This window comes from Pirellulales bacterium (genome assembly GCA_019694455.1).
GTDB lineage: Bacteria > Planctomycetota > Planctomycetia > Pirellulales > JAEUIK01 > JAIBBY01.
This window is the reverse complement of sequence record JAIBBY010000053.1, coordinates 15,619-33,146: the sequence shown is the minus strand read 5'-3', so window position 1 is coordinate 33,146 and position 17,528 is coordinate 15,619. Positions and strand designations below refer to the sequence as shown.

13 protein-coding genes are annotated in these 17,528 nt (G+C 64.7%); 6 read left to right on the top strand and 7 right to left on the bottom strand.

Annotation, left to right across the window (positions count from 1 at the left end):
* Nucleotides 1-741: 741 nt before the first annotated feature.
* From K1X71_17460 to K1X71_17430, 7 genes are all read right to left on the bottom strand, one after another.
* Nucleotides 742-1,728 carry a hypothetical protein gene (locus K1X71_17460; protein ID MBX7074932.1) on the bottom strand — a complete coding sequence of 329 codons (987 nt, stop codon included), beginning with the start codon at nucleotides 1,726-1,728 and terminating at the stop codon, nucleotides 742-744.
* Nucleotides 1,725-2,333 (bottom strand): DUF447 family protein, encoded by a 609-nt coding sequence (locus K1X71_17455; GenBank protein ID MBX7074931.1) that lies wholly within the window; start codon nucleotides 2,331-2,333, stop codon nucleotides 1,725-1,727. Before K1X71_17455 ends, K1X71_17460 begins: the two co-directional genes overlap by 4 nt.
* Nucleotides 2,334-2,360: 27 nt before the next feature.
* Nucleotides 2,361-3,023 (bottom strand): aminodeoxychorismate/anthranilate synthase component II, encoded by a 663-nt coding sequence (locus K1X71_17450; protein MBX7074930.1) that lies wholly within the window; start codon nucleotides 3,021-3,023, stop codon nucleotides 2,361-2,363.
* 65 nt (nucleotides 3,024-3,088) lie between these two features.
* A complete protein-coding gene (locus K1X71_17445) occupies nucleotides 3,089-4,504 on the bottom strand; it encodes an anthranilate synthase component I family protein (protein MBX7074929.1) in 1,416 nt (471 codons plus the stop codon).
* 45 nt (nucleotides 4,505-4,549) lie between these two features.
* Complete coding sequence (locus K1X71_17440; protein ID MBX7074928.1) at nucleotides 4,550-5,551, bottom strand: hypothetical protein; 1,002 nt, start codon at nucleotides 5,549-5,551, stop codon at nucleotides 4,550-4,552.
* A 228-nt stretch (nucleotides 5,552-5,779) separates the two neighbouring features.
* Complete coding sequence (locus K1X71_17435; protein ID MBX7074927.1) at nucleotides 5,780-7,165, bottom strand: dihydropteroate synthase; 1,386 nt, start codon at nucleotides 7,163-7,165, stop codon at nucleotides 5,780-5,782.
* Between the two features lie 66 nt (nucleotides 7,166-7,231).
* Nucleotides 7,232-8,644, bottom strand: coding sequence for a DUF1501 domain-containing protein (locus K1X71_17430; GenBank protein ID MBX7074926.1), 1,413 nt, complete (start codon nucleotides 8,642-8,644; stop codon nucleotides 7,232-7,234).
* Between the two features lie 238 nt (nucleotides 8,645-8,882).
* On the opposite strand from K1X71_17430, the gene K1X71_17425 reads away from it, so the two are divergent.
* The 6 genes from K1X71_17425 to ettA all read left to right on the top strand — a co-directional run bounded on the left by K1X71_17425 (nucleotide 8,883) and on the right by ettA (nucleotide 17,363).
* Nucleotides 8,883-9,524 (top strand): DUF1080 domain-containing protein, encoded by a 642-nt coding sequence (locus K1X71_17425; protein ID MBX7074925.1) that lies wholly within the window; start codon nucleotides 8,883-8,885, stop codon nucleotides 9,522-9,524.
* Nucleotides 9,525-9,666: 142 nt separating this feature from the next.
* Nucleotides 9,667-10,674: a flagellar motor switch protein FliG gene (gene fliG / locus K1X71_17420; protein ID MBX7074924.1), complete on the top strand. Its 1,008-nt coding sequence runs from the start codon at nucleotides 9,667-9,669 to the stop codon at nucleotides 10,672-10,674.
* A 157-nt stretch (nucleotides 10,675-10,831) separates the two neighbouring features.
* Nucleotides 10,832-13,471, top strand: a complete 2,640-nt coding sequence (gene mutS, locus K1X71_17415; GenBank protein MBX7074923.1) for a DNA mismatch repair protein MutS — start codon at nucleotides 10,832-10,834, stop codon at nucleotides 13,469-13,471.
* A 142-nt stretch (nucleotides 13,472-13,613) separates the two neighbouring features.
* Nucleotides 13,614-13,886 carry a DUF4242 domain-containing protein gene (locus tag K1X71_17410; GenBank protein MBX7074922.1) on the top strand — a complete coding sequence of 91 codons (273 nt, stop codon included), beginning with the start codon at nucleotides 13,614-13,616 and terminating at the stop codon, nucleotides 13,884-13,886.
* 104 nt (nucleotides 13,887-13,990) lie between these two features.
* Nucleotides 13,991-15,574, top strand: a complete 1,584-nt coding sequence (gene guaA / locus K1X71_17405; protein ID MBX7074921.1) for a glutamine-hydrolyzing GMP synthase — start codon at nucleotides 13,991-13,993, stop codon at nucleotides 15,572-15,574.
* 115 nt (nucleotides 15,575-15,689) lie between these two features.
* On the top strand, nucleotides 15,690-17,363 hold the full coding sequence (ettA, locus tag K1X71_17400) for an energy-dependent translational throttle protein EttA (GenBank protein ID MBX7074920.1): 1,674 nt from the start codon (nucleotides 15,690-15,692) through the stop codon (nucleotides 17,361-17,363).
* Nucleotides 17,364-17,528: the final 165 nt, after the last annotated feature.

The window sequence follows — 17,528 nt, the reverse complement described above, 5'->3', positions numbered from 1 at the left end:
CTTCTTGCGCGCCATTCGCCAGACCTCCCTAAAGAGCCATGGCACGCAACTTAACCATCTTTTTCCCAGGGCGCAAATTTCGCGCCGAACAGAATTGCCTATCGGCCACCTTCTCCCCCTGCTGCGCTTCGCTGCGCGGGGGCGAAGGCCGAAGTCGGCTCGCGCGTAGTTCGGCATGTCCACGCCGAAGCGTGGACATGGCACGCGGCGAGGGAAGAAAAAATGCCCCCCTCACCGCGACCTGCGGTCGCTGCCTCTCCCCCTACTGCGCTTCGCTGCGTGGGGGCGAGGCGGAAGAAAAGGCGATGGCGCGCAAAGACGCAAAGACGCAGAGGAGAGATGCGAGAGAAAGGTCAGGTGAGCAGTGGAGCAAGTGCGGCGGCAAGGTGTGCTGCGGCACGGCGGGCCGCAGGGAGGGAAGAATCGAATCGCAACGAAAACACGAAAACAGGGGGGGTAGACTCCGAAAACGCCTGTCCGACAACGAACGCGAAGCGGGATTCTGTTTTTCAAAACTCTTGGTGTGACACGGCTTGCGCCGTGATGCTCGCGCGGCAGCGGCGAAAGGGTTTTCGGAGTTTTCGGAATGGAGTAGCGATTCGTGGCGCGTGGAGGAAGAACCGCAGAGACGCGGAGACGCAGAGACGCAGAGACGCAGAGACGCAGAGATGCGGACGGAGGGTGGGGAGGGAGGAAGAAGAAACGCCAAGGCGCATCGGGGCGCGGGTCTGGAAACAAACGCTAGCCAAGTTCGATTGTGGCGCCGCGACGCGCCGGTTGGACAACCCGAGCGTTGGCGTCGCCGAGTTGGGCCGTGAGGTGTCGCGCGGATGCCGCCGAATCGACCACGGCAAAGACTGTCGGGCCCCACGAGCTTTGACCGACGCCGCGCGCGCCGAAGGATTTCAGTCGCTCGACCAGCGCGGTGACGGCCGGTCCGTTGAACGGGCCCCCTTGCACGGCGGCGAAACAACTGCCGGCCAAGGCGCCGTAGTCGCCGAGCGCCTGGGCGAAGCGGTCGAACTGGCCGGCAGCCGCGGCGGGAAACAACCGCTCGGTCACGATTTCGCAAAGCCGCTGTGTGACTATAGGCGGGACCGGCGGCAATTGGGCAAACGCCTGACGTTCGCAATCGCCCGATAGGCCGGCGGCGCCATCGGCGCCGGCCAGCACCACGCGCCAGGCGTCTGGCAGTTCGACGCGCGCGATCAAGGGCGCGAGCGCTTCGCCCGGCAGTTTGCCCCCTTCGAGTAGCAATCCGCCGTGGGCAAATCCATAGGCGCCAATGGCCGATCGTTGACCGCGACCGACGATCTGGGCCAACTCCGCGGCAGACGGCAGCGCCAGTTCCTGATGCGCGTACAGCCCGGCGGCGACGGCCATCGCAAGCTGAGTTCCGCTGCCTAACCCCGCGTGCTGCGGCGGCGCGGCGACAACCTCGATCTGGCATAGCGGCAAGGCTGAGTTGCCGAGCGCGCGAGCCACTGCTTCGGCTGTGGCACGAATCCGATCGGCCAGCGGACCAGCGACCTGGAACGCGCGCGCCGGCCGTATGTCAAGCACCAGAGCGGGGGATTCGATCATCAGTCCGACGCCGCCAAAGGCGCGGACGCCGCGCTGGCCAAACGACAACATGCCAAAGTGCAATCGGCTTGGCGCGGTGACGCGCACGGCCGGCGCCATTTTCGCGCGCTGCTGATGAACGCTTGTGTCGAGGCCAAAAGTCATGACGTGACTGCCTGCGGGGCGCTTTGCGCGCTGGCCATGGGCGCGCTCAGCGCCGCGTCGATATGCCGGCGCAATAGCGCCAGCGCTTGATGCTCGTCCGCGCTGCCTGTCTTTTCAATCCAGATGGTCAGCCGAGCTAGTTCGGCTTGAATCTCGTCGGCTGAAAGGATGCCGACTCGGGTGGCCAGGATCGCCGCTTCGACCACGGCATGCTTGGCGCGATTGAACCCCAGGAAATCTCGCCGGCTGCCCGAATCGACGACGCGGGCCCAAATCTGGGCGCGCGGCTGGCGGTCGTCGATTCGCTCGACGCGAAAGGCGTGCCAGCGGCAAGCGTCGGCGATGATCCGGCCTTCCAAGGCGGCGCAGGGCAATAACTCTGGCTGCGGCGCCAGTTGGCCAATCGCGGCGCGCGCCAACATGAGCGCGTTGTCGGTGACGTGAAACACCCCGGCGCCGTGCTGGCGAAGATTGGTGAAAGTCGTCGAGGTTTGGAAAGGTCGCAGCAGCAGCCAATCGATGGCTGGCGTGGCAATCGGCCCCATGGGAGCAATGTTCACCGCGCCATCCGCCGCGAGTGTGGTGACCAGCCCTTCGATAATCAACTCGTTCGGCTGCAAAGCGCGAAGTTCCTAAAAGGTGAGGGCGTGCGAATGTTGGGGAGCGGTCCACGCGGCCGGCTCGATGTCGCGGCGTTCGCCGCGCGGCGACTCTGCTGGCGGGGCCAGGCGGGCCAAGCGGAGAAAGTTGGCCAAAAGCTCGTAGCCGTGCTCGGTCAGGATCGACTCGGGGTGAAACTGCACGCCGACGATAGGGAGCGCGCGATGGGCGATGCCCATGATGGCGCCGCCATCGGCTTGGGCGGTGACGTGCAGACACTCTGGCAAGCTCGCCGGGTCAACCACCAACGAATGATAGCGCCCCGCGCGAAATGGCGACGGCAGCCCGCGAAATACGCACTCGCCGTCGTGGCGCACGAGGCTGTCGCGGCCGTGCATTGGTTCTGTGGCCCGGACGATGCGACCGCCGAGCGCTTGCGCGATGGTTTGATGCCCGAGGCAGACGCCGAGCATGGGAATCTCGCGGTGCAGGGCGCGGACCAGTTGCAGGCCGATGCCTGCCTGATCGGGCGCGCAGGGGCCGGGCGAGAGAATGATTGCCGCGGGGGCGAGGCGGCGCACGGCTGCCACATCGATCGCGTCGTTGCGGACCACGAGCGTGCGCTGCCGGAGCCGCTCAAAATGGCGGGCCAGGTTATGCACAAAACTGTCGTAGTTGTCGATAATCAGCAGCATCTTCGTTCGGCGGCTGGCGGAGAGAGCGCGCGACCTGGCGATCGCGGCCTAGTCTGTATTCATTCTTACGGGACGAAGGCGCGCAGCATACCCTCGGCCTTGTGCCAGGTTTCGGCATATTCTTGCTCGGGCAGCGATTGGTTGACGATCCCGCCGCCGACCGGCGCCTGCCACCAGCCTTGCGAGCAGGTGATGGTGCGAATCAGTATGCTCGCGTCGAAGTCGCCATTGAAGCCTAAATAGGCCAGCGAACCGCAGTAGGCGCCGCGGGCGGTCGGCTCCAGCTCGGCGATGATCTCCATGGCGCGGACCTTGGGGGCGCCGGTGACTGAGCCGCCGGGGAAGGCGGCCTGCAAGAGGTCGAGCGGATCGCAGTCGGCGCGGAGGCGTCCCTCGACGATCGAAACCAGGTGCTGCACGTACTCGTACTCTTCCAGCCGGCACAGTTCGCGCACGGTCACGCTGTCGGCCTGGCAAACGCGCGACAGGTCGTTGCGCAAGAGGTCGACGATCATAATGTTTTCGGCGCGATCTTTTTCGCTTTGCCTCAGATCGTCGGCCGAATAGAGATCGGCCTCGGGGCGGGCAACCCGCGCGCGTGTGCCTTTGATGGGGCGCGTTTCGACCTGGCCCTCCGTGACGCGCGCCAGCCGCTCGGGGCTGGCGCTGGAGATCTGCGCCGTTCCCAGATCGAAGTAGGCGGCGAAGGTCGCCGGATTGCGACGCCGCAGCCGCAGATACAAATCGGCGGCGTGATCGCGGGCGGGGTATAAGAGCCGCTGCGCGAGATTGACCTGAAAGATGTCGCCCGCGCGTATGTACTCGATCGCCTGGGCCACGGTGGCCAGGTAGTCGCCGGCGGCCAAGTTGCTGGTCAGGCCGGCCAGGGCATGCACATCATATTGAGGCGCGAGCGCAGCGCGCGGCAGGAGGTCGACGGATGGAGCGCGAGCAGGCTCGTCGCGTTCGAGAAGTTGCTTGAGCCAGTCGACGCGTTCTTGCGCGTGCCGGCGGCGCGCGGAAGGCTCGATCTCGGGAAAACCTTGCGAGATGATCCACGCCTTTTCGGCGAGATGATCGAAGGCGAGCACCAGGTCGTATAGCCCCAGCGCCAGGGCGGGCAATTGAAACTCGTCGCAGGCGGGCGCCGGCAGGCGTTCGAGTTGGCGGCCGAGGTCGTAGCTGAACAGGCCGGCCGCACCGCCTTGAAACGGTGGCAGGCCGGCGACGCGGGGCGCGCGATAGGGGGCGATACGCTCGCGCACCAGCGCCAGCGCGCCGGTGGCAGCGACCGGCAGCGTGAGACGGTCGAAGGGATCGACCGCAATGAAGGAATAGCGGCCAAGCGCGGGATCGCGGCGGGCGCTGTCGAGAAACAGGCAGAACGGTTGGTCGACCAGCCGCCGAAAGCAGTCTTCGGCGTCGGACGCTGGCGACAGCTCGGCGATGAGCGGCAGGGATGTTTCGATGGCGCGCGACATGGTGTTATTGTGGTCGCGCGCGGCGTTGGCGCCAGATGGCGGCGGCTATTGATTGTCGGCCGGCGCGTCTGCCGCGGCGGGCTTTGGGGTCACGACCGCCGCCGAGCTGGGGGGAAAGCGGGCCTCGAATGCCAGCGAGTCGATGTAGGTGATCGCCGCCAGGTACTCGGTGGGCTCCATCAATTTGATGTCGTCGTGCAATTTGCGCTGCATGGCATGGACCGCCATCTGCACATCGTGATAGTTCTCGGAGCCGACGCCGCTGTTGTCGTGCGTGCGCTCGGCGAAGAGCTTATTCAGCTCATCGCGCTCCGCCGCCAGATCCTTGTGCATGAGCACATCGGGCCAATAGATCTCGCCGGTCACGACGTTGAACTGGTCGTGCCGCAATCGCTTGGGCAGCCGCGCCACATTAATTTGATAGAGTTGCTCCTGCGTCAGCGGAGGGGACTTGGCCATTTTTTCCTGATCGCGGTAGTAGCTATTGGCCTCGCGCTCCAGGAAATAGTCGTTGACCGACGTCATCTGGTTTTGCATGTACGCGGCGCGGGCGGCCTCGGCCTGGCGCGCGGCCTCGGCGGTCATCAGGTTGTATTGGCCGGCGGCTTGCGTCATGGCCGCCTGACCCTGCATGTAACCTTGCGCGGCGGTCGAAGAGAAGTTGCCATAGCCGCCCCAACCACCTCGCCCCCAAAACCCGCGGCCATATCCGCCGTAGCCGCCGTAACCTCCGTTGCCGCCATAGCCAGCTTGCGGCAGGGGCGCATAGGGGCCTTGATCCGGGTTCATGTTGCCCGCCGGCGGACTAGCATAAAACGGCGGAGGGGTCACGGGGTAGAAATGGTGATGGTGATGGACGTGCTGTTCGTTGCTAGCGCCGGTCGCGTTGTCGGCCGCGATGGCCTCACCGGCCTCGTCTGGGGCGGGCTGGTCGTTGTCGGCCGCAGCAGCGGCCCGGGGATTAGCTTGCGGCGGCGCTTGGGCCACCGCTAACGAGACGCTCGTGGCAAAGGCGAAGAGCAGGCACACACGCGGCAAGGTGTTCATCGCGATGATCTCCCAACAGGGCGGCTAGCGCACATGCCAACGGCGAGCGCGCCCGACCGTAGCTTCCTTCTCTCTAGTTTGCCCAATCGTCAAGGTGGCCGCCAGCAGATTTTCGATCGGCCGGGCGTCCGTATTACCGTTGATTTGCACATCGCGCGCCACAACCGTCGCAATCGGGCGGAGGTTGTAAAAGCCGCCGCTGGCGACTTGTGGAGGAGAGAAGTCGCCTCATTCCGGCAACTGGCGATGGCCCGGGGCATGCGGTATTTCGGGACGGGTCAGATAGCCCCAGCGGAGCGCTTGGTCTTGCTGATATTGCTTGTCCAGGGTGAGCGCCGTGGTCGCCTTGGCCAGTTCGTAACCAAGATAAAATGCGTGCGCGGCGTCGAGATTGGCCGGTTCGAGCGCTTGCAGGCGACGGAAGAGGTCGAAGGGATTGCTACCCCACAGGTGCAGTCCGGCGGCCATGAGGTGAATTACCCCCTCTTCGGCGAAGACACGATAGTTGGGGTCTTTGATGCCGCTGGCGATGCGCCGTAGTTCGTCCTCTCCGTAGGTCAGCAGCTTGGGATCGCGGAGCAAGACCAGTTCTGGCGCCACATGTTTTGGCAGCGCGCGTTGCGTGACGGAGTAATGCGCGAGCCGCCGCGCCAGGTCGCACTCGCGGACGCTCGAACGCGCCCAGTTGATGACCTGCGTGGTCAACACGCTGCGGACACCAAGTTCCTGGCACACGCCCAACAGCAGCACGTTGACCGCCGCCGAGTCGCAATCGGTGAGCTCGGTGAGATTGCCGATGCCCATCATCAATTCGGCCTCGGGATAGCGGTGGCGCACCTCGAGGTAGCGGCCCAGGCTGGCGGCGAAGCCGAAGCCGATGGGCTCCAGCACCGGATCGATGCGATGCCGCACGCCGCGGCGCGCGAGCCATGTCAGCGTGTCGTCCAGTGTGCGCAGGTCGTGCGGGTGGTCGGGGATGGCGACCACCTCGGCGCCCCAGTCGGCCGCCGCGTCACGGTTGGTTTGATTCACCGACAGCACCAGTTCGGCGCCGGCGGCGCAGGCGGCCGCGATCTCGGCCGGGCGCATGCTGTCGATCGAGACGCGCAGACCGCGGTCGCGGAGCGCGCGAACCGCCTCGGCGACACCGCTCCAGGCGTGCGCGGGGTCGCACCCCAGATCGATGACATCGGCGCCGTCGGCGGCGAGCGCCTCGGCTTGGGCCAGCAGTTCGTCCAGCTTGATCCGCGGCGCGTGGTTGATCTCGGCCAGGATCTCGATGTCGTAAGCGCCGTAGTCGCGGGTGGGCGCTTGGCCAAAATACTCGGGCAGCTCGCGCAGATCGCTGGGACCGCGCTCGACCGGCACGCCGATGGCCTGCTGGACTACCGAGAGGTCGCCGCCGCAAAGCCCTGGCAGCAGCACCCGCGTGACGCCCGGCGGTATTTGCAGTTTGCGCGCGGCCCACTGCGTGGTCATGAGCGCGGCGACGCTGATCGAGAGCACGCTGATTGAGGCGTCGAAGTCGACTTGCGCCGCCAGTTCAGCCACTTGCCGGCGCAAGGCATGTTCTGCCAGTCGGCCAGTGACGAAGTGGATGTGCTCGCGGTTCATCCGCCGATTGTAGCGCGCCTGCCGGTGGCGGCGAAGAGATGCGGCCAGCGAGCAGCGGTTTCGTGGTTAAACCAGCAGGTCGTGAAGCGGCGTGCCGGGGCAGACCACCAGCGGGCGGCCTGAGCGGTCTTGCAGCGTGAGTTCGCTGGGCACGCCGAGCAGGTGATAGGCGGTGGCGGTCAGGTCGACTGGTCGCACGGGGTTAGCGGCGGGATAAGCCGCGAAGCGATCGGAGGCGCCATACACCTGTCCGCCGCGCACGCCGCCTCCGGCGAGGACCGAAGTGAAGCAGTGGGGCCAATGGTCGCGACCATCGGCGCCAGCGCCGGCATCGCTGTTGACCTGGCCAATTTTGGGGGTGCGGCCGAATTCGCCGGTCCAGATGACGAGCGTCTCTTCAAGCAGTCCGCGCTGGGACAGGTCGTCGAGCAGGGCGCTGAACGCCTGATCGGCCACCGGCATCAGCCGCTCCTTGAGGTCGACGAAGTTGCGGCTGTGCGTGTCCCAATAAACGCTTACGTTCTTGATGCCGTCGTTGGGCCAGAAGATGGTGACGAGCGGCACATCGCGTTCGATCAAGCGGCGGGCCTGGAGCACCGATTGGCCGTGCGGATTGAGGCCATAGCGCTCGCGCAGTTCGGCAGGCTCATCTTCCAAGCGGAAGGCGCCGCGGCCCACGGCGGAGTTGAGCATGTCGAAAGCGCGCTGGTAATGGCGCGACATGCCGGCGACGGATTCGTCGGTGGCGCGGCGCTGGGCGTCGATCGCGGTGAGTAGCGCACGCCGGTCGTCGAGGCGGTCGACGGAAATTTCGGCGGGGCGTTCAAAATCGCCGACGCGGTAATCGGGGCGGCTCGGGTCGGCGTCGATCGACAAGGGATCGTAGGCGGCGCCCAACCAGCCGGCGAATTGTCCATGGCTCTCTTCGACAAAGCGGGGGACGTCGTTCGGCAGCTTCGGTCGCATGGAGACGAACGGGGGGAGCGGATCGCGGCCGCGGCCGAGCCGGGCGAGCACCGCGCCCATGCTGGGCCAATCGTGCGCGAAATCGCCCCCCACCGGGGGCGGCTGGCCGGTGAGCAGAAAATGCGTGGCGCGCAGGTGATCGACGTTGTTGTGCGTCATCGAGCGGATGATGGCCAGATGGTCGCTGCGCTGGGCCAGGCGGGGAAAGTGTTCGCAGATTTCAATTCCCGGCGTGCGCGTGGCGATGGGCTGGAACTCGCCGCGGACCTCGGCAGGAGCGAGCGGTTTGAGATCCCAGGTGTCTTGCTGCGCGGGGCCCCCCCACATGAAGAGCAGGATGCAGCGCTTGGCGCGGCCGAAACTGCCGCCGGCGACGCTATCGTTGGCGACCGCGCGGCCCCGCAAGAGATCGGCGAGCGACAAGCCGAGCAGGCTCGCCCCGCCGGCGCGCAATAGCTCGCGGCGAGAACAGGCGCGAGTCAGCCGATAGTTGCGGCAAGCGCGATGCGGCACTGGTGGGCCTTTTGAGCACAATGCAGCCGGAATTCCCCTCATGATTAGAGCACCCGCAACCGCGCGGCGAAATACCGAACAGGTTGCTGTCACACGCTGGATGAACGACTAGAATAGTCGGCCTGACCCGCAAATGGACCAAGCTATCTTTAGTTCCAAAGGCGATTGCCACTCGTATTCCACGCAGCGACTTTGAATTTGCGCCGTTGCGTTCGTTTTCCAGAGGATGAAAACCATCATGCACCGTACATTGCTTATGCTCTGTTTCGCCTTCGCCGCGCTGACCATCTCTCCCGCAGTTGCCGACGACCAGTGGCAGCCGCTGTTCAATGGCAAGGATCTGACCGGTTGGGAAGCGGTCGATGGTCCGGCCGATGCCTGGCGCGCGGAGGATGGCCTGTTGGTTTGTGAAGGGAGCGGCGGCGGTTGGCTTTCGACCAGCAAAGAATTCGCCAATTTTGATCTGGAGCTCGAATTCAAAGTGCCGCCCGGCGGCAACAGCGGCGTGTTCTTGCGCGCCCCGCGGCAAGGCAATCCGGCGTACGCGGGCATGGAGATTCAGGTGCTCGACGACTACGCCAAGGAGTACGAGAATCTGAAGCCGTCGCAATACACTGGCAGCGTCTACGACGTGGTGGCGGCCGAGCCACGGGTGACCAAGAAGGCGGGCGAGTGGCAGACGATGCGCATCGTCTGCGATCGCCATAAGGTCAAGGTTTGGGTGAACGACAAGCAGGTGGTCGACGCGGACTTGTCGATGCACCTGGACAAGATCGCCGCGCATCCAGGGCTGGAGCGCAACAAGGGGCACATTGGACTGCAGAATCACGGTTCGCGGCTGGATTTCCGGAATCTGAAGATTCGCGAACTACCGCAGTAATCGTCCGACTGCTGGTAACGGGGCGGATCGATCGACTCAAGCCGTAGCGATTGCGCAGCCGATACCGATTGATGTGCCGCCGCCCGGCCCAGTCCGCGCGCGTGGCGGGTATCTTGTCTGGCGCCCTCACCTCGGCGATTGCATGAACGCGGCTAGCGGAAACGAATTGCGCAAAGCGGCCGTCGTGCTGATGAGTTTGCCGGAGGAGGAAGCGGCCCAAATCCTCGCGAAGCTCGACTCGAAGCAGGTGGAACAGGTTTCGATCGAGATCGCCCGGATCGGCGCCGTCAGCGGCGACGAGCAGCAAGAGGTCATCAAGCACTTCGCCGACGCGAATCCGAATGCGCTGATCGGCGAATCGGGCGGCCTGGACGTCGCCAAACGACTGGTCGAAAAGGCGTTTGGCAAGAGCGCCGGCGGCACGCTGGACAACGTGCGTCAACAGATCGAGGCGTTACCGTTCGCCTTTTTGCAGCGGGTGGACAGCCAGAACCTGCTCACGTTCCTTATCGACGAGCACCCGCAGACGATCGCGTTGATCTTGACGCATGTGCCGGCATCGCGAGCGGCCGAAATTCTGAAGGGACTGCCGCAGGATCGGCAGTTGTCGGTCATTCGCCGCATCGCCACCATGGGGCAAACCAACCCCGAGGTCATTCAGCAGGTGGAGCGGGGGCTGGAAAAGCGCATGGCCAGCGTGATGAGCCAGTCGTTTGAGAAAGCGGGGGGCGTCGAGAGCGTGGCGGGCATCTTGAACGTGAGCGACCGCGCGACCGAACGGATGCTGCTGGAGAACCTGGCGCAGGACGATCCCGCGCTGGTCGAGGACATTCGCCGCTTGATGTTCGTGTTCGAGGACCTGAACAAGTTCAGCGCCAAGGACATTCAAACGGTCCTCAAGAACGTCGAGACTTCGCAGTGGGCCCTGGCCCTCAAGGGCGCCAGCGACGAGCTCAAGGAGAAGATCTTGGCCAACATGTCGAGTCGCGCGGCGGAGATGCTGCGCGAGGAGATGGGCTACCTGGGGCAGGTGCGCCTGTCGGCGGTCGAGCAAACGCAGCAGCAAATCGTCGATGTCGTTCGCCGTCTCGAAGACACGGGCGAACTGATCCTGCACGCCGACGAGGCGGACGATCAATTCGTCTCGTAGCGGTCCTGGCGTCTGCCGGCTGCTTGCCTGGGGCATCTAAACAGCCTGTGGGCGCGTCGCGCGTCTTGAGGGGGCTTACCGCGTTCTGCTAGCATGCGCCGTCGCCGCGCTCACGGAAGCGCGGTCCCATTTCCTAGCGCGCCGCGGGTTCACACGCATGCCGCCGACTCCCATGATGCAGCAGTACGAAGACGCCAAACGGGCCTGTCCCGAGGCGATATTGCTGTTTCGCATGGGGGACTTTTATGAGCTGTTTCACGACGACGCCAAGGCGGCCGCGCGCATTCTGAATCTCGCGCTCACCAGTCGCGAAAAAGGGGAGAACGCCATTCCGATGGCGGGCTTTCCCTATCACCAGTTGGACGCGTATCTGGCCAAACTGATCGCCGCTGGCCGGCGCGTGGCGATCTGCGAACAGGTGGAAGACCCCAAGAAGGCGCAGGGCCTCGTCAAGCGCGAAGTGACGCGCGTCGTCTCGCCGGGCACGGTGACCGACGACGCGCTGCTCGATCCACGCGAGCCGAACTATCTGGCGGCGGTGATTGGCGACGAGCAACTGGGGCTGGCCTGGATTGACCTGTCGACAGGGCGATTTTCGGCCGCGCGGGTGGCACCGGCGCGACTGGCCGACGAGCTAGCGCGGATTGCGCCGGCCGAGTGCCTGATCGCCGACGAGCAGGGCGCCAACGAACAGGGCGCCGACTTGCCGGCGTCACTGCGCTGCGTGGTCACCAAGCGCCCGGCCTGGGCGTTTGGACTGGCGGCCGCGCGGCAGCGGCTGCTAGATCACTTTGGCACGGCCACGCTCGAAGGCTTTGGCTTTGGCGACGACGACGGCCCCGCGATTCGGGCGGCGGGGGCGATTTTGGAATACCTGGCCGAGACGCAAAAGTGCAACCTGGACCATATCGCCGCGCTGTCGGCCTACCGGGCAGGCGCCTGTTTGGAGATCGATCAGGCCACGCGGCGCAGCCTGGAGATCACCCGCACACTGCGCGACGAGCGGCGCGAGGGCTCGCTGTTGGGCGTGCTCGACCGCACGCAAACCGCGATGGGATCGCGCTTGTTGGCTGATTGGGTAGCCAACCCGCTGACCGATCGGGGGGCGCTGGAGGAGCGGCTTGACGCCGTGGCCGAACTGGTGGCCAATCCGCCGCTGCTGGAAGCGCTGCGCGAACAGCTCAAGCGGGTCTACGACGTGGAGCGACTCATTGCCCGCACCATCGCTGGCCGGGCGACGCCGCGCGATCTCAGTTTTTTGAATCGCACGCTGCACCAGTTGCCGCCGCTCAAGGCCAAGCTGGCGGCGCGGGCGAGCGCGCTGTTGAATCGGTTGGAAGGGGAGCTTGATCTATGCGTTGATCTGCGGGCCAAGCTCGACGCGGCGCTGGAGGCCGAGTGCCCGCTGGCCACGCGCGAAGGGGGCATTGTGCGGGCGGGGTATCACGCGCAGCTCGACACGCTGCGCGATCTGGCCGCCGGCGGAAAGCAGTGGATCGCCAACTATCAGGCCAGCGAGACCGAGCGCACCGGCATCACCAGCCTGAAGGTGGGCTACAACAAGGTGTTTGGCTACTACATCGAGGTGACGCACACGCACGGGCACAAGATTCCGGCGGAGTACATTCGCAAGCAGACGATCAAGAACGCCGAACGTTACATCACGCCAGAGCTGAAGGAATACGAAGAGAAGGTGCTGACCGCCGATACGCAGGCCAAGGATTTGGAGTACGACCTGTTCATCGCGCTGCGCGAGCAGGTAGCCGCTAACGGGCGCCGGTTGCAGGTCACGGCCGCCGTACTGGCGCAACTGGACGTGCTGGCCAGCTTTGCCGATCTGGCGCGCACGCGCGGTTACTGCCGGCCGCAATTGGTCGATGAGCCACGGCTGGCGATCCGCGACGGACGGCATCCGGTGCTGGACATCATCAACCCGGCTGGCACCTTCGTCCCCAACGATGTCGAGGCGGGGGGGGAGTCGCCGACAATGCTACTCATCACCGGCCCCAACATGGCGGGCAAGAGCACTTATATCCGTCAGGTGGCCCTCATCACCTTGATGGCGCAGATGGGCAGCTTTGTGCCGGCGCGCGAGGCGACGATCGGCGTCGCTGATCGCATCTTCGCGCGGGTGGGCGCCAGCGATGAGCTATCGCGCGGGCAGAGCACCTTCATGGTGGAGATGACCGAGACGGCGCGGATCTTGAATAGCGCCAGCGAGCGGAGCCTGGTGATCCTGGACGAGATTGGCCGCGGCACCAGCACCTACGATGGCGTGTCGCTGGCCTGGGCGGTGGTCGAGCATCTGCACGACCGGCTTGGCTGCCGCACGCTGTTCGCCACGCACTATCACGAATTGGCCGACCTGGAGCGCACGCTGCCGGGCGTCAAGAACCTGAACGTGGCGGTGCGCGAGTGGCAAGAGGAAGTGGTCTTTCTGCATAAGATCGTGGAAGGGGCGGCGGACAAGAGCTACGGCATTCAGGTGGCGCGACTGGCGGGTGTGCCGCGCGAGGTGGTGGAACGGGCGAAGGAGATACTGTCGCAGTTAGAAAACCAGCATCTCGACGAAGCGGGGCGCCCCAAGATCGCGGGCGGACGGGCGCGGCAGCGCGTGGGGCGCATGCAACTCACCTTGTTCGCGCCGATCGAGCATCCGCTGATGGAGCAATTACGAACGCTCGACTTGAACGACTTGACGCCGCTGGCGGCGCTACAGCTTTTGGAGCAGTGGCAACAGCAGCTTGCGGCGGAAGCCAATGGCGGCGCGAGCAAGAGAAAGGCCGTGGCGAAATAGGTCATCAGCGCCATTCAATGACTGGTTCCACTTTCAGCACCGTTTTGGGCGAGGTCGCCGTTCGCCGCTTCGCCCCTCACCCTGCCCTCTCCCCGGAGTACCGGGGCGAGGGTCTTGAAGCAGAAGTTTAAGGGAGGTCACCATGCCGAAGTTTGTGATCGAACGCGAGATGCCCGGCGCGGGGAAGTTGACCGCGGCGGAGTTGAAAGGAGCCTCGCAAACGTCGTGCGGCGTGCTGCGGAATTTGGGTCCGCAGATTCAATGGGTCGAAAGCTACGTGACCGACGACAAGATATATTGCGTGTACATCGCGCCCAACCAGGCCATGATTGAAGAGCACGCCCGGCAGGGGGGCTTTCCGGCCAACCGCGTTTCGGAGGTGCGGGCGATGATCGACCCCACGACGGCGGAGTGATCGACCGCTAGGCGCTGGCCCTGGCTGGCCGATATAATCGGGCGTCGAAGCCCGTCCGCGTACGGGCCTTTTTTCGTTTCTGGCCCCAGGGAATCGACGGATCGATGACGACCGTGGCTCAAACGCCCGCTGCCGGCGCCAGCGGACTGACCGCCGAAAAGGTGCTGGTCTTCGACTTTGGCTCGCAATACGCCCAGCTCATCGCGCGGCGAGTGCGCGAGCAGCAGGTGTACTGCGAGATTGTGCGGCATGACCTGTCGGCCGCGCGGGTGCGCGAGATTGCGCCGCAGGGGATCATCCTCTCCGGCGGGCCGATGAGCGTGTATGAGCAGGGGGCGCCGAAGTGCGATCCGGAGATTTTTCGGCTCGGCATCCCGATCCTCGGCATTTGCTATGGGATGCAGCTTGCCTGCGAATCGCTGGGAGGGCAGGTGCAAAACGCCCCGGCCCGCGAGTTTGGCCGGGCGCGGGTCGAGATCACCCACGCCGACCCGATTTTCGCCGGCGTGCCCGAGGCGATCGACGCCTGGATGAGCCACGGCGATCAGGTGAGCCAGGTGTCGGACGATTTTGCCCCCTTGGCCCGCACCGGCACGTGTCCCATCGCGGCGGTCAAGCATCGCAAGCTGCCGATCTATGGCTTGCAGTTTCATCCGGAAGTGACGCACACCGCCTGGGGGGCCTTGGTGCTGGGCAACTTTTTGCACACGGTTTGCCATGCCTCGGCGAGTTGGAACATGGAAGACTTCGCCGCCCGCACGATCGAGGCGATGCGGGCCGAGATTGGCGACGCGCGTGTGATTTGCGGGTTGTCGGGGGGGGTCGATTCGGCGGTGGTGGCGGCGCTACTGTATCAGGCCATTGGGCCGCAATTGTCGTGCATCCTGGTCGACAACGGCCTGTTGCGCAAGGACGAAGCGGCGATGGTGATCCGCGAGTTCACCGGGCACTTTCAAACCGATCTGCATGTGGTGCAAGGCGAGCAGCGCTTCTTGCGCGAGTTGGCCGGCATCGCCGAACCGCAGGAGAAGCGGCGGCGGATTGGCCGGGCGTTCATCGATTGCTTTGTCGACGAGGCGACCAAGATAAGGGACGTGGAGTTTTTGGCGCAAGGGACGCTCTATCCCGACGTGATCGAAAGCGGCGCCGCCGCCGATGGCCCGGCCGCGACGATCAAGCTGCATCACAATGTCGGCGGCCTGCCGGAGAAGCTGGGCTTCAAGCTGGTCGAACCGCTGCGCGACCTGTTCAAAGACGAGGTGCGCCGGCTGGGCCTGCAATTGGGATTGCCCGAGGAGATTGTCTGGCGTCATCCGTTCCCTGGCCCCGGTTTGGCGGTGCGCTGTCTGGGGGAGGTGACCAAGGAGCGGCTCGACAAGCTGCGCGAGGCGGACGCGATTGTGATCGAGGAGATTCGCGCGGCGGGGCTGTATCGGCAGACGTCGCAGGTGTTCGCCGTGCTGCTGCCGGTGCAAACGGTAGGCGTGATGGGGGACGCGCGGACGTACGAAGACGTGATCGCGGTGCGGGCGGTGCAGACCGAGGACTTTATGACCGCCGACTGGTGTCACCTGCCGTACGACCTGTTGGCCCGGCTGTCGAACCGGATCATCAACGAGGTGCGCGGCGTCAACCGCGTGGTGTACGACATCAGCTCCAAGCCGCCAGCCACGATCGAGTGGGAGTGAGCAGGCGCCCACCAAGTCGTGGCCATGTTGCGGCAATCGTGTTGGTCGCATGCACGCCACGGCGACCGTGAACTGAAACTATTCCTTCGTCACTAGCGAACTATTCAATACGACTATGGGCAAGCAATACATCTATCAAATTGGCGAGTTGACCAAGAAGTACCACCAGAAGGCGGTGCTCGAAAACATCTGGCTGGCGTTTTATCCCGGCGCCAAGATCGGCGTCTTGGGGCGGAACGGCTCGGGCAAGAGCACGCTCTTGCGAATCATGGCGGGCATCGACCGCGAGTTTGATGGCGAGGCGCGGCTGACCGACGGCTTCACGGCGGGCTATTTGTCGCAGGAGCCGCAACTTAACCCCGACAAGGATGTGTGGGGCAACGTGCAAGAGGCGGTGGCCAAGACGCGGGCGGTGCTCGATCGTTACGACGCGATCAACGCGCGGTTCGGCGAACCGATGGAGCCCGAGGAAATGGAAAAGCTCCTCGCGGAGCAGGCCAAGGTGCAGGATCAGATCGAGACTTTGAACGCCTGGGAGTTGGATCGACAGGTCGAGATCGCGATGGACGCGATGAACCTGCCGCCAGGCGATGCCGACGTGACCAAGCTCTCTGGCGGCGAAAGGCGGCGCGTGGCGCTGTGCAAGATACTGTTGGAACACCCCGACCTGCTCTTGTTGGACGAGCCGACGAATCACCTGGACGCCGAGAGCGTGGCCTGGCTCGAACGCCACTTGCAGGAGTACACCGGCACGGTGGTGGCCATCACGCACGATCGCTACTTTCTCGACAATGTGGCGGGCTGGATCCTGGAGCTGGATCGCGGCCGCGGGATTCCTTGGGAGGGGAACTACAGCAGTTGGCTGGAACAAAAGAAGCAGCGGCTGGCGGGGGAGGAGAAGGCCGCCTCGGCGCGGCAAAAGACGTTGGACCGCGAGTTGGAGTGGATTCGACTCGCTCCCCGCGCGCGGCAGGCCAAGAACAAGGCCCGCATCAAGGCGTATGAAGAACTGTCGCAGCAGCAGTTTCAAGAGAAGCTCGACGAGTTCGAGATCCAGATTCCGCCGGGCAAACATTTGGGGGACCTGGTGATCGAGGCCAAGAACCTGTCGAAGGGGTATGGCGACCAGCTATTGATCGACAACTTGAGCTTCCGATTGCCGCCGGGCGGCATCGTGGGGGTGATCGGCCCCAACGGCGTGGGCAAGACGACGTTGTTTCGGATGATCGTGGGGGAGGAGCAGCCCGACAGCGGCGAGATACGCGTGGGGCCGACGGTGGAGCTCGGCTACGTCGACCAAAATCGCGATGCGCTCGATCCGGAGCAGACGGTGTACGAAGTGATCTCGGGCGGGCACGACACCATTGAACTCGGCGGGCGCAAGATCAACTCGCGGGCCTACGTGGCGCGGTTCAACTTTCAGGGACCGGACCAGCAAAAGCTGGTGGGCAGCCTCTCCGGCGGCGAGCGCAACCGGGTGCATCTGGCCAAGCTGTTGCGGCGCGGGTCGAACGTGCTGCTGTTGGACGAGCCGACCAACGATCTGGATGTCGACACGCTGCGGGCGCTGGAGGAGGCGATTCTCAACTACGCCGGCTGCGTGGTGGTCATTAGCCACGATCGCTGGTTTTTGGATCGCGTGGCGACGCACATTCTGGCGTTCGAGGGGGACAGCTACGTCCACTGGTGCGAGGGGAACTTCAACACCTACGAGCAGCAGCGGCACGAGCGGCTGGGGACCGACGCCGACCAGCCGAAGCGGATTCGATACAAGAAGCTGACGCATTAAGGGTCGCTCCGGCGCGAGGGCTTGAATGGCGCGCCGCCGAGTTGAGCCGGGAAGCGCGGCTTGCTATCGTAGTGTCGATCTACCAAACGCCCTCATGGAGTCGCTAGTGAAGCCGTTCGCGAATTGAACCTTCTTTTGCTTCACTAACTCCCCAAGTTTTCGAGG

What these genes read in the sequence shown, in the direction of transcription:
- K1X71_17460 (MBX7074932.1), bottom strand. Translation starts at nt 1,728, where the DNA reads ATGACTTTTGGCCTCGACACAAGCGTTCATCAGCAGCGCGCGAAAATG.
- K1X71_17450 (MBX7074930.1), bottom strand. Translation starts at nt 3,023, where the DNA reads ATGCTGCTGATTATCGACAACTACGACAGTTTTGTGCATAACCTGGCC.
- K1X71_17445 (MBX7074929.1), bottom strand. Translation starts at nt 4,504, where the DNA reads ATGTCGCGCGCCATCGAAACATCCCTGCCGCTCATCGCCGAGCTGTCG.
- K1X71_17440 (MBX7074928.1), bottom strand. Translation starts at nt 5,551, where the DNA reads ATGAACACCTTGCCGCGTGTGTGCCTGCTCTTCGCCTTTGCCACGAGC.
- K1X71_17435 (MBX7074927.1), bottom strand. Translation starts at nt 7,165, where the DNA reads ATGAACCGCGAGCACATCCACTTCGTCACTGGCCGACTGGCAGAACAT.
- K1X71_17425 (MBX7074925.1), top strand. Translation starts at nt 8,883, where the DNA reads ATGCACCGTACATTGCTTATGCTCTGTTTCGCCTTCGCCGCGCTGACC.
- fliG (MBX7074924.1), top strand. Translation starts at nt 9,667, where the DNA reads ATGAACGCGGCTAGCGGAAACGAATTGCGCAAAGCGGCCGTCGTGCTG.
- mutS (MBX7074923.1), top strand. Translation starts at nt 10,832, where the DNA reads ATGCCGCCGACTCCCATGATGCAGCAGTACGAAGACGCCAAACGGGCC.
- K1X71_17410 (MBX7074922.1), top strand. Translation starts at nt 13,614, where the DNA reads ATGCCGAAGTTTGTGATCGAACGCGAGATGCCCGGCGCGGGGAAGTTG.
- guaA (MBX7074921.1), top strand. Translation starts at nt 13,991, where the DNA reads ATGACGACCGTGGCTCAAACGCCCGCTGCCGGCGCCAGCGGACTGACC.
- ettA (MBX7074920.1), top strand. Translation starts at nt 15,690, where the DNA reads ATGGGCAAGCAATACATCTATCAAATTGGCGAGTTGACCAAGAAGTAC.